Raw genomic sequence first — 12564 nt, 5'->3', positions numbered from 1 at the left:
CAAAGGTATCAATTACTTTTTGGCGCAAAGCTTCTGGCTGATACATTAGAGAATTGGGATAGACACCTTGAAGAATTTCAATTAATGTCTGAGCAATTTCTTCTACATCATCAGGATTGACTAATGCTCCCAGTTCACCATAACAAAGAGCATCAATTGCCCCATCTCTGTTACCTGCTAAAACAGGTTTGCCACAAGCTAATGCTTCTAGGTAGACTATGCCAAATCCTTCTCCACGACTGGGCATAGCGAAAACATCGCAGAGATTGTAATGATCGCAAAGTTCACTATCAGGAACAAAACCGGTTAAAGTAACACTGTCTTGAAGGTTTAGTTGAGCAATCAACTGCTCAATTCGAGGTTGGTCGTCGCCTTTGCCAGCTAAAATGTAATGAACATCAGGAATATAACGCTTAATCTCCGGTAAAGCTTGAATAATTTGGTCATAACCTTTATAGCTATTACCACTTGATAACCGAGCCACAGTGAGAATTACAGGCTGATTAGATTTTAAGTCATAACGTTCAAGTAAATAATTTGGTTTGGGACTGAGCTTAAACCGTTCTGCATCAAAAGTGACTGGTAAAAGCTCAATCTTATCTGGAGATAAATTCTGCTCTTTAATTAAGCGATCGCGAGTGTAACTACTAATTGAAATTATTTTTTCAGCAGCATATAACGCTTTTATTTTCCATATGCTTTTAATTTCCCAAGCATCAATACCATAAACAATAATTCCATAAGGAATACCCGTAACACGATGAAGTAACAATGCTATTGGAGCAAAATTAATATGCCCACATAAAATAAATTTTGGCCGATGTATTAAAGCTTTTAAAATTAAATTAAAAGTAAAGTGAAGGGTTTTTAAAAAAACGGGAAAACTACCGCTAAAAGTAAATGAGTAATTATTTGAATTGAATTTATCTACAGGTTTATTTCTGTCGAGCTTATCTAAAATAGATACAGATAAGTTGGGAAGTGCTTCTTGGATAGCCTGTAGAACATCCTGGAGATAAACCTGAATGCCACCTTTAAACTCAAACAGGTTAGGAAACCAAAGATGCAGAGAGTCTGTCATTGCAGATTTTGGTTTTTCAACATTGATTATTTGCATATTTATACCTCTATAATTTTATGATTAGTTACAGCGCTTCCTGCTGTTATGAAGTACAGTTTCTGCCTTCTCCGCTACCTCCTGTAACTTTTCAGAACTAAGAACGTACCTTACACAGGGCAAACGCATCTAAAGTATAAGAATCCTTTAATAGCAAGGGTTTGGACGTTTTTTGATTTAGCCTATTTTTTCGTCAATATCCTTATCCAGCAAAGGTTTCAGAAATATCGTGCGTTCGCCCTGGTACCTCACAATAGCGGGAACTGCTGTAAGTATTTAGATAATTGAGAATTTCCTGAACTCGACTCGCCAATCTCTGGCATCTCCTTGAACAATAAGATGTTGGCGCAGTTCTTGAAAGTTATAAATCTCATTATTGAAAGTGATCCAATATCGCCCATCAGCAGTAGACATCGGTTGATGTCCAGCCTAACTGAGGTCGAGAATTGCTAGACGAGTGTGGGCGAAAGCAGCTTGTCTTTCTTTAGCAATATAAATACCTGCATCATCTGGACCACAATGTTTTAGTCCAGTTTGTATTCGCTGAATTATATTTTCTAAACTACCCTGATACTTATTAACAGTAAGAATGCCGCCAATTCCGCACATAAAGAATAATTATAAAAATTATATAAGTATTTGAGCAAATATCTAACATGGCTTTTTACACTGAATAGCTACTGCATCTACAAATCGCTCTTGATCTTCAACACTTTTAAACATTGGATCTTCAGAATCGTTGAAATAAGCTATCCTGATATCAGTAAAGCCAATGTTTTCAAGTTCTAACTTCAATGATTTGTAGTCCCACATCCAGAGATGCTTCCCATTACCAAAAAAGGTTTGAATTATACCTTTCAGTCCCCTTGGTCTTGTAATAGACCCCATACCTATTTCTTCGATAAATGAAATTGAAGCCTTAGTGTCAGAGGATTTTATATAACGACCTGCCAGTAGTTTTAAATCGGGTACAATCAACCGGAATATACCTCCAGACTCTAACATATTAAATGTATTTTTAAGAGCTACTCGAAAATCGTCTAGGCTCAAATGTTCTAGAACATGGCTAGCATATATAGCTTTTACGCTTCCATTTTTTAGAGGCAAGCCTTTAACAATATTTCCAAATTGGATAGTTCTAGGAAATTTTACCCGTACTGAATAATCCGCTGCAAACTTTTTACCCGCATAGAACAAACTAATGATTGGAAGTCTTTCGATCAAGAGATTTGGAGAAGCATCAAAGTTTAACCAGTCTTCTGGGGCACTCAAGCCGCATCCATACTGTACATATGAATTTCTGATAGATTGAGGAGCTTTCGTAGCATTTGCTGTTATAAAGGTTTGTTTCATAAGAATTCAATGTATATTTCAACAATTACATGGGAGTCTTGTATTAGTTTTTAGTAGTCTGAAATTGCGAAGCTAGATGGCACAACTCCAGTGCAGTGAAATTAGGTAGGGGCTAAACTGGAGGTGTTAGCGGCGGACAATCTATCGTGCTTGATAAAAATCCCATAGCGTTTTTCGGGGTAGAAATTCTGAATAGCTTCTAAGAAAAAAGCACAGTAAGTCTGAATCCCCCCTTTAAAGCCAAAGATATTAGGGAACCAGAAATGAAAGGTGGTTTGAACCATAAGTTTTAAACAATATATTTTATACTTTCAGGAGCGATCGCACTTTATTTGTCAAACGTTGTCGATACACATCCCAATTCAACTGTTCAGCTTTGCGTCGAGCGGCTCGCCCCATTTCGGCTAACTCTTGGGGATGATAGTAGCACCACTCTAACTTTTCTTTGAGTGCTTCTACATCTCGAATAGGTATGATAAATCCTTCTACACCATTGGTAATAATATCACTTGCTCCCGTATTTACAGTAACAATAACAGGGATTCCACAGGACATAGCCTCTACAACTACCAATCCAAAACCATCAATTAAAGAGGGTAAAACTAAAATACTAGCTTGACTATAATACTGATTTAACAAAAAATGAGAGACTGAAGGAATATGGTGATAGAGGCTTGAGTATTGCTGTTCTAACCATCCTTGAGGAAAACCATTTTGACCAATAAAGACTAATTGAGCATTTTTAAATTTTAGCCCTTGCCACGCTTGTAGAAGATAATGAATCCCTTTTAAAGGTGAGAATCTTCCGCTAAACATCACGCGAAAGCAATTATCAGATTTGGGTTGAGGTTGGAAAGTATCAATAGGTGCTCCATAAGGAATAACACTAATATTATTAGGGTTAATTCCAGCATTAGTTAAAGATTTTTGAGTTACTGATGAAGCAACAAAAATGTGATCTGCAAGTTCAACCTCCCGTTCCTTACGTTTTAACTTCCAATCTGGCTCATTAATAGCTTGAATACCATGCTTAAGACTAGGAAATCTTTCAGCTTCTTCTTGCATAATTCGTCGAGTTGTTTGATAAAAAGGAATAGGTAAGTCATACAGACAATAAATGCCATTTTTTTTAGCTTTTTCAAAAGTAATAGCTGCTATATCTTCATAACTATATATAGCACTAAGGTTACGTAAATGATGCAGGGCTACTTGACGATCTAATAAAACAAAACCCCAGTTTCCTATTTGTTCAGTAGTTAAACCATAAAATTTATTTAATTGAGTTCTCAATAAAAACAAACGTAGTATTTCATACCAAGGATAGGTACTAATTTTCTTATCTTTAACTGTCCAAGTTCTTTTACTAAGTTCATTTAGAATGAAGATTTTAAGTTGAGATGGTAATAAATCAAGATAACCCCAAATTGGGGCATTAGGATTGTACGCTAAAGTTGTAATTAATTCATATAGCAAACTGGACTCCGCAAATGCCAATGCTGCTTGACGTACATTGCCAGCGTTGCCATGATGCACTATGGATAAGTTTACATCAGACATGATTAAAGATCCTACCTTTTTCATAGTTCTTAAAAAGTTTTTTGTTCACGTTTTTCTAATGCTGGCAATAAAAGAATAAATCCTGCAAAAAACCAATAATAAATGCCCATATAGGGATTAAAAATTACAGGAATAGTTATCTGAAGAGCGTGAAACAAAAAAGCAGATAAAGCTAGCTGGCATAAAAATGGATCACGGAGTTTTATTAAAGTTAGCAAAAGAGAAATAATCAAACTTATCCGAATTAAATACCATGAGATGAAACCAATTACGCCGATTTCTACGGCTACTCTTGGAGGTTCTACTTCAAGTAGTGGCGTAGGCTCACCTTGAGGCAAACTAAGCAATTTTCTTAGAAATGATGTTGCTTGGTGAGTAGCTCCAGTTCCATAGCTGTCTATTTGTTTAGATTGTATTATGTAGTCTATTCCTGAAATTGCTTCAGCAAAAGGTGTCCAAATACGAGCAGTACCTTCTGCTGAATTTGATGTAGCACGCTCAGAAAGTAAACCAATACTCTTGCTAAAATAAGTGGGAACAACTACCGCCGCAGCAATCGTTGGTAGTATAAGCTTTTTGATGATACGAGGTGTTTGATTGATGTGTGTTAATGATAATATGAATATATAACTAATTAAAAACAAAGCTTCATATAAAACTACTGCTCTTGAACCTGTCATAAAAGAAGTTCCTAATACTAGTAGCAATTCAATAATAGTTAAACAATACCATACACGGGACTGTCGTAATGTGAGCAGGGGTACAACTAAAGACAAGCTGGCAGATAGGTATGTCCCAAAACCAGTAATATAGGAAAAGGTTCCAGTAACTCTAACTATTTGTTCTTTTCCTACTCCAAAAGTTGCAATTATATCTGTACTATTAGCATAAATATTTAAGGGACTTGAAGGAGGGCTAAAAAACTGAGCTACTGCCAGTAAACAAACAGGGATAACTAGTAAGGAATAATTTCTGATAAATTTATATAAATCTATTTTTGAAGTAAATAAATCTGACAAAATCCAAAATATAGGAATATACAATAAATATGTTTTCAATCCGAACAAGCCTACGATGTAAGAGCCTAAGCTGGGATTAAAAACTTGCACGAAAGACCAAATTGCCAATAGGTATATTAAAATATTAATATTGTGCTTTTTTATTCTTTTTTCCTCTATTACAAAATATTTGATATAAGCTCCTATTAAAACTAAATCCTTAACAAAATAGATCAAGTTACTAGCTTGGGGCAAAATCCATTTTCTTGCTACTCCTTCTAATATTATAAATACTAATACAAAAACAACCGATTTCTTCCAATCTAATGCAGAAATAAAGATTAGAAAAAACATTGCGACAATAGCTATTAACATAATTAAAAATGATTGAAAGTATTTTATTTGATGAATGCATGTATTGTTAACGTTGAATATTTTATTATTTATCCCTAATTAGGAAATCTTGATTTTTACTTATATGTATTATTTTAATAAGTAATATACAAAAGCTATAGGAATCTGATTTTTTAAAAATTCCCTACACTTGAAGCTTAAGTTTAGGGTGGGCATTGCCCACCCTACGTATATTTCAAGCATCAGATATAAATCCTATAGAGTATTTAATGATTTCAATCATATAGATAATCAATCTTTTCCTAGCCATGCTTCATAACAAGCAATTAGTTGAACTGGGTTATACTTAAGCTGTTGTACTCTTTGCTTATCAAGTAATTTAGCCGGATTACCAACGGCAATATTATATTCAGGTATATTTTTAGTTACTACTGCGCCTGCTCCTACTATAGCGCCTTGCCCAATATGAACACCAGGTAGAATAATTGCATCTGTAGCAATCCAAGCATAATCATCAATAATTATCGGTTTAGCAAAAGGAGACCAAGATGGATCATCCACATCATGACTGGCTGTGAGTAATTTGACTCCATCGTTGATTACAACAAAAGAACCGATCCTAATATCTGCGTGTATAGCAAGATATGCTTGACCAATAAAAGTACAATCTCCAATAGTTAGTTGATGTAGCGAGCCTTCTATTCTACTTTTATTAGAAATAATACTAAGATCGCCTATTTTAGAACCTCTTATTTTAAGAAAAAACTTACTCTTTAATACTGTAATTAATTGGGTAAAAGACAAAATGCGTTTTCCCCATTGCTTGAGCCAAAAGCATGAAAGAGCATGTGTTTTTTCTCGATTTTGCCAAAGATATACAAAACTCATATTTTTGATTTTTACTGGGGTTTAAGTACAGTCTGAAAACAGATAGGCTAAATTCCAGATGTAGACTTTTCCAAAGCTTTTATGATTGCTTCTATATAAACATGTGGTGACCAAGAATCCATCCACTGAGTTGCAGCAGTACCCATTTTCTGCAAACACTCATGGTCTGGAAGCACTTCTTGGAGAATTTTTGCTAAGGCTTCTATATCTCCACAAGGATAAACATATCCGGTTTTACCATGTTTAACCAGATCGTATCGAGAACCTACTTGATCACTAACGATTACAGGGCAACCGCAAAGCATTGCTTCGTTAACAACTAATCCAAAAGGTTCATAATCTGAAGATAATACAAATAAATCAGCAGAGCGATAGATTGAGGATAAATGAGATTGATTCACAAAACCAAGAAACTTGACTCTATCTATTAGCCCCAAAGAATCTGTCTCTACTTCTAATTCTGCTCTGAGAGGTCCTTCACCCGCAAATATAAGGTAACTATTCTGGACATTAGCTTGAGCAAAAGCTCTTAAAACGTCATGAGGACGTTTCCAATGTTGGAGTTTGGCACAAAATAGCAAAACACTAGCGCTTTCTGAAATATCCCACTGCTTGCGAACGGCCTTAACATCTACTTGATTAGCTTCTGATATCCACCTATCGTTATCTACTGTATATGGAGTTAGAGCAATATTGTGTTCAGGAATTCCTAAACTATGAACCATTTGCTTACCCAATGTTGAAGTCACCATCACAATATCAGCAAGCTGGAAGATACGTGGCAGCAACATATTTTTTAACCATCTCTTCCACCTTTTTTTATCACGAGGTTCAAGTACACTAGCATCCGTACTAAGCAAAAACTTACTTACTTTCAGTTTTACAGCTACAGCAGCAATCCAGAAGCTAAAATAGTTATAACCAGTATAAACAATAACAGCATCAAAATTATCTTTGCTAATCAGGTTCCATAGCCCTAAGTTTATTAGTCCAAAAAAACTCCCAAGTTTCGGTTTGGGAGAATTATTTTCAACTTTCACCCAAGGATAACCATCTAGTAGTGGTATATCCCAGGCAACTTCTACACCAAACCCTGCATCAAAACCTGCTTTAACACCTTGTAGACTACAATAAGCTACTTGAATATCCAGTTGAGGATGTTTTGCCATGAGCCTGAACAGTGGAGCAGCATACTGCACAGGATGAGAAGCAACTATTAAAACTCGATATTTATGAACATTTTCACTCATATATTTTCCAAGATTGCTTGGTCAGCCATTGAAGTAAACAATTATTTCATTAGAATTTTGGATATCTTCGCCATAAATAGTTTCTAACCTATAACCAAACTAATTTAGAAATTAATAATATTGTTCATTAACTTCAATCCCATTAGGTAATTTTTTGTTTTTATTACTGTGGCAATATCAAGTTATCCATGAAAATTTTTGCTTGCACTGGAAGGCTATGGGTTTGATACCATGTGTAAGCATTATCTGCAATATTCTGTCCCTGTTTTAAGCGTAATTCATTACTATGGTCATCAGCAGACCAGTAATGTTTACCCTTTTCAAGACCGTCTATCGGTAGTTTGCTAGAAATAACCATACAAGGAATTAGTCTATGGGCGCAGTAAGCAGCAAAAATAGTTGATTTTGCTAAGTATGCAGGTGGAGGAAAGTTTAAAAAACCAGCGATAGAATCCTGCAAAACTTTACTAATTTCTTCTGCTTTATTCACCCCTTTTTCTATAATAGGAATTTCTCCAATTTTTGAAAGTTCTAAGCCGGTTGGTACACCAATATCCAATATTTCTTTAATGTTTAAACTTTGGCAGGTTTCTTCTAAGGCTTTGAGGCATTGATTATAGACTTGTAGCCTAGAGTTACGGCTACCAAAAACCACGAGTCGCTGAGAACGCTCTGGTAGAGTTGGCAAGTATTCTGGTTCTCCAATATTGGAAAATACAGGAAGGCAAGTAATTTCAGTTTGTTGAGTGCGATTCAGTTGATACAAAAGTTCGCCATAACTTTGTTTACTAGTTATACAGCGATCGCTCATTTGTACCAAACGTGCTGCTAAATTTTTTTGTAAGGATGATAGCCAGAAAGAACTTGTCCATATAGGGCCAGAAGCAGCGATTTCATGGAACATGGTAACGAGCGATCGGTTAGGAAATAAACTTTTCCAACGCTGTAACCCATCGACTAACCAAACTGGACAGCCTCGTTGAGCATAGCCATAGCCTACGTAATGTATAAGTATAGGGGAGGAGCAATTATTTGCTAATAAAGCTAGCAGTGCATCAGGAGAGCGATCGCTAACTTGGCTAACAATAAATCCTTCAATTTCTCCTGCGCCATTCCATGTGGGATTACCTACAACAAAATGAGTTTGAATATTGAAATCTTGGCGAAGCTGACGAGCTAAATTTAGTGCATAGTCTCCTACACCATCAATTGCGGGAGGGAGTCTTGGAACGATTGAGATTAGAGAAGCAAGATAACTCATAATTCATAATTTATCACTAACTAGCATGAGTTAATAAAGCAACTGTAGTTGTGTGCAATTTGCGCTTGATCGCTAAGGGCATAGAACTAGTCAGTTTTTCACAGGTTGTAACCCAAGCTTCTGGCAGTATCTTTAATAAATAGTGGAGTTTTATATGACCGTTAGTTAGTGAATTGGTTATCAATCGAATATCCTGAACAACTAATCCTGCTTTATGAGTTAGTTGTTCAAGTTCATCTAGGTGGATTAAGAAAATATGTCCGTCTGAGTTTGGTTTGAATTGTACTTCTTCATATAGACTTGGATCTGTACAATCTGAAAACCTGGGCAACTGATTCTTGAAATATTCACCGTTAGGTGTACTTATTACTATATGCCCTCCTGGCTTTAGCATCTGAGCAATTTTCCTTAAAAAATCATCAGGATGAGCTACATGCTCGATGACCTCAGCAATTAAGACTATATCAAACTGAGAATCAAAGTCTAAATCAAAAATATTTCCTGGTGCATAGTTCACTATGCCATATTCCCATTTTAACTTCACATAATCAATAAGTTCTTCTCGCAAATCATTCCAGGTCACTTCATATCCTAGTTCTGCCAAGTACAAAGTAAAATTTCCTTGTGCAGCAGCTACATCCAAAACTTTTGCCCCCGGTTTAGCAATTTTTTGAATCAACTCTAATGTATGTTTACGTCTATTGGCGTATGCGTGAGCATATCCTGTGAGATTATTATCTCCATAAACTTCGAGTAAGTCATATGGATAACTATATTTCCAGGTTTCCTGCCAATTTTGACTATATGTTAGTTTTTTAATCATTCCCTTTGTTGCAATTTGGTATTTTTTTTTAGATAGTGATGAGTAAAGAATTAACAAAAACACTTAAACCGTTTATCACCTCAGCGAGATATCAATTGGCATTAGCTTCAATTAAATTTAAGGACCAAAAGATAATTATGCTGATTTAAACAACCTAATAAAAAACTGTCAGCATAGAGTTGTTTACTAGTTATACAGCGATCGCTCATTTGTGCCAAACGTGCTGCTAAACTTCTCTGTAAGGATGATAGCCAAAAAGCACTTGTCCAAGGTGGGACTGAAGCAGAAATTTCGTGGAACATGGTAACGAGTGATCGCTTTGGAAATAAATTTTTCCAACGCTCTAACCCATCGACTAACCAAACTGGACAGCCTCGTTGAGCATAGCCGTAGCCTACATAATATAGAAGTATAGCTATATATATTTTTACTAATATTAAATTCACATTTGCTTCCTATAAATACTCGATCTGCAATCACAATAGAATGTCCAGGCTGCCACGGGCCGTCAAACTTAAAAAAGATATCTTCTTCCAGCGTACAATAGCTACCAATTTTGACTTTATGCGGCCAAGTTATATTTAACTTAGGTAAATTGGTATGTAAGCCTATAGAAATCCCTTGTGCTTTCCACCACATCATTCGTAGCTGAGATTTTATATAAGCTATTACTTTAAATCTTAATAAATAAAAAAGATTCATAATTTCTAATCATCAATTTATTACTCTAAATACTAATGTAAAAATCTTGGATAGTGGCAATTATAATTTAATTCGGTAGGTCGTTTACCAATTGGCTTTGCAGGTACACCAGCAACAATTGTATAAGCAGGAACATCTTTAAGAACAATAGCACCTGCGGCAACAGCACAACCTTTGTTTAGAGTAACTCCAGGCATAATTATTGCCCTAGTTCCAATAAAAACGTAGTCCTCGACTATTACGGGCTTGATACGTCCAATAAAACTAGAAGAATGTAAATCGTGATCGGCAGTGAGAATAAAAACTTCAGATGATATCGAAGTATTGCTTCCGATTTTAATACTTCCATTATTGGCAAACTTGCAATTTTGGTTAATTATACTGTTTTCACCAATTTCAATATTTCCAATGCCATTAAACCAGACACCCATAAAGATAAAACTACCCTGTCCAATCTTAAGTCTAAAAAACTTTCTATAAAAAAATAGCCGCATTTGTTTACTTGGCACATGAGCAACTAGCTTGTTAGTAATAAATAATAAAAATTCATATCTTATGGTTTTTAATTTATGAATTAACATAGAATTTGCAAATTGATGTTGTGGTAAATAATTTACATAATTTTAGAAAGCTCAGTAATATAACTTTAATAAAACCAGTTAGTATACATTTCAGATAGTAAACAGGAGTGATTGTATTTGATCTTTTACCATCTATGTTGTAAGTAAAAACATATTTTTTAAGTTTCCAGAGAAGGAAATTTTATAAAAAAATAAAGCTTAAGAATTAGGCTTTAGACAACATTTTTATCCCCTTGTTACTCATGTATAAATTTACTACTAAAGGAGGTATAGCAGAAAATAAGCTAAACAAAATTATTCCCCTGACTGTAGAAATATCTAAAACTAACAATAGTAACATTTGTGTCATTATTGTACTAGGAATTATAAGCCAAGATTCATTAACCCACGCCTTAGCATAATTTAAAGACCAAATCATAGTAGTCAAAGAAGTTATTAAGCTGCTGGTCATTATTAAGACAATTTCATTGTTTAAATGAGCATACTGACTTCCCAAAATCCAAATAAATTGTTGTGATAAGTTGGTAAATAATAATAGTAAACATCCCGAAACAATGAGAAAAATAAGTACTAACTGCCAATATCGCTTTTGCAGTAATTTAATAGAGTGGCAGCGAGCATAGCTGGGAACAATAATACTATTTATTACTGGATTAATAATTGTTAAGATTACTCCTAGCCTTGATAATGCTCCAACTTCGGCAATAGTAGTATTCTTACCAAATATACTTATCAGCCAAATGGTTATTTGTCCTTGAAAGGAATAAAACGTTGTCGTTAAAAATTGGGTTTTGATTAAACTCCATATTTTTAATTTATAGTCGGAACTAACAGGTGAATTTGGCGTGATAATATTTACAACCCATCTAGATAGAAAGAAACTATGCACTCCAGAAGCTAAAGTAGAACAACAAGCGGCTGTTACTGCATTCATTCCCAAAAGATAAGCTACAAGTATTCCAATTAGTCGAGTAAAAGATGTGATTAAATCTAATCTTTGTATTTGGTTAATTTCCGAGTAAAGCCTAGGAACAACACCTAATATTTTATTAGTTGAATAAAATTGCAATTCTAATAAAATTGTTAATATAAGAAAAATACTTGTATTTAATGAAGCACCATTGTTGGACAACAGGAAAAATAAAAGGGGTGAAATCACAATGGTCGAAATAATAATTAAATAACGTCTAATAAAAAAAGCTGTGCTGATTAATTGGCTAAATTTATCAGTGTCTTTCCAAACCTGTCCACCAATCGAGTTCAGTGCAATAGTAATACCAAAATCAGACATTAAATCTATTGTAGATTGGATAGCATTAGCTATAAGGAAATAAGAATATTCAGTTTTATTTAAAGTACGAACAATCAAAATACCACTTGCAAATCCTAACGCTTGTACTACTAATTGCACGGAAACAAACTTTAGAAGAATTTTAAACCAGTATTTAATTTTAGATATCAACATCCATTACAAACCTTACCAAGTAAGATCGCTCTAACCTAAGCGCTCTGTCACCATCATCTGCACCACATCCTGCATCTTAAATTTCGCCTGCCAACCCAGCTTGTCCTTCGCCTTAGCTGGATTCCCTCTACCCACTGCCAAATCTGTAGGCCGCAGCAGGCTATTATCTATCACAACATGGTCACGCCAATCTAAATCTACAGATGCAAATGCTG

The 12564-nt window shown here is 34.9% G+C and carries 13 protein-coding genes and 1 pseudogene; all 14 read right to left on the bottom strand.

Annotation, left to right across the window (positions count from 1 at the left end; genetic code table 11):
* A partial coding sequence (locus tag VE944_RS30145) for a glycosyltransferase family 4 protein (RefSeq protein ID WP_414690180.1) occupies positions 1 to 1108 on the bottom strand: 1108 nt, incomplete at its 3' end.
* A gap of 330 nt (positions 1109 to 1438) precedes the next feature.
* Positions 1439 to 1726, bottom strand: a pseudogene (locus VE944_RS30140) (asparagine synthase (glutamine-hydrolyzing)); the annotation flags it as partial.
* Between the two features lie 42 nt (positions 1727 to 1768).
* Positions 1769 to 2470, bottom strand: coding sequence for a class I SAM-dependent methyltransferase (locus VE944_RS30135; RefSeq protein WP_324986225.1), 702 nt, complete (start codon positions 2468 to 2470; stop codon positions 1769 to 1771).
* Between the two features lie 101 nt (positions 2471 to 2571).
* Complete coding sequence (locus tag VE944_RS30130) at positions 2572 to 2754, bottom strand: hypothetical protein (protein WP_324986222.1); 183 nt, start codon at positions 2752 to 2754, stop codon at positions 2572 to 2574.
* A 19-nt stretch (positions 2755 to 2773) separates the two neighbouring features.
* The gene (locus VE944_RS30125) at positions 2774 to 4027 is read right to left on the bottom strand and encodes a glycosyltransferase family 4 protein (protein ID WP_324986220.1); all 1254 of its coding nucleotides are present in this window, start codon (positions 4025 to 4027) and stop codon (positions 2774 to 2776) included.
* Between the two features lie 29 nt (positions 4028 to 4056).
* A complete protein-coding gene (locus VE944_RS30120; protein WP_324986217.1) occupies positions 4057 to 5400 on the bottom strand; it encodes a hypothetical protein in 1344 nt (447 codons plus the stop codon).
* Between the two features lie 270 nt (positions 5401 to 5670).
* Entirely contained in the window at positions 5671 to 6267 is a 597-nt protein-coding gene (locus VE944_RS30115) for an acyltransferase (protein ID WP_324986214.1), read from the bottom strand.
* A 47-nt stretch (positions 6268 to 6314) separates the two neighbouring features.
* Positions 6315 to 7517, bottom strand: coding sequence for a glycosyltransferase family 4 protein (locus tag VE944_RS30110; RefSeq protein WP_324986211.1), 1203 nt, complete (start codon positions 7515 to 7517; stop codon positions 6315 to 6317).
* A 163-nt stretch (positions 7518 to 7680) separates the two neighbouring features.
* Positions 7681 to 8778 carry a glycosyltransferase family 1 protein gene (locus tag VE944_RS30105; RefSeq protein ID WP_324986208.1) on the bottom strand — a complete coding sequence of 366 codons (1098 nt, stop codon included), beginning with the start codon at positions 8776 to 8778 and terminating at the stop codon, positions 7681 to 7683.
* Positions 8779 to 8794: 16 nt separating this feature from the next.
* Positions 8795 to 9664 (bottom strand): class I SAM-dependent methyltransferase, encoded by an 870-nt coding sequence (locus VE944_RS30100; RefSeq protein ID WP_324986205.1) that lies wholly within the window; start codon positions 9662 to 9664, stop codon positions 8795 to 8797.
* A 44-nt stretch (positions 9665 to 9708) separates the two neighbouring features.
* A complete protein-coding gene (locus VE944_RS30095) occupies positions 9709 to 10047 on the bottom strand; it encodes a hypothetical protein (protein WP_324986203.1) in 339 nt (112 codons plus the stop codon).
* Between the two features lie 288 nt (positions 10048 to 10335).
* Positions 10336 to 10884 carry an acyltransferase gene (locus tag VE944_RS30090; RefSeq protein ID WP_324986201.1) on the bottom strand — a complete coding sequence of 183 codons (549 nt, stop codon included), beginning with the start codon at positions 10882 to 10884 and terminating at the stop codon, positions 10336 to 10338.
* 205 nt (positions 10885 to 11089) lie between these two features.
* A complete protein-coding gene (locus VE944_RS30085) occupies positions 11090 to 12295 on the bottom strand; it encodes an MATE family efflux transporter (RefSeq protein ID WP_324986198.1) in 1206 nt (401 codons plus the stop codon).
* A gap of 84 nt (positions 12296 to 12379) precedes the next feature.
* On the bottom strand, positions 12380 to 12564 hold a 185-nt coding region (locus VE944_RS30080), incomplete at its 5' end, for a GDP-mannose 4,6-dehydratase (RefSeq protein ID WP_324986195.1).

Source organism: Nostoc sp., assembly GCF_035638895.1.
Lineage (GTDB): Bacteria > Cyanobacteriota > Cyanobacteriia > Cyanobacteriales > Nostocaceae > Nostoc.
The sequence above is the reverse complement of the archived record's forward strand: the minus strand, read 5'-3'. Positions and strand labels throughout refer to the sequence as shown.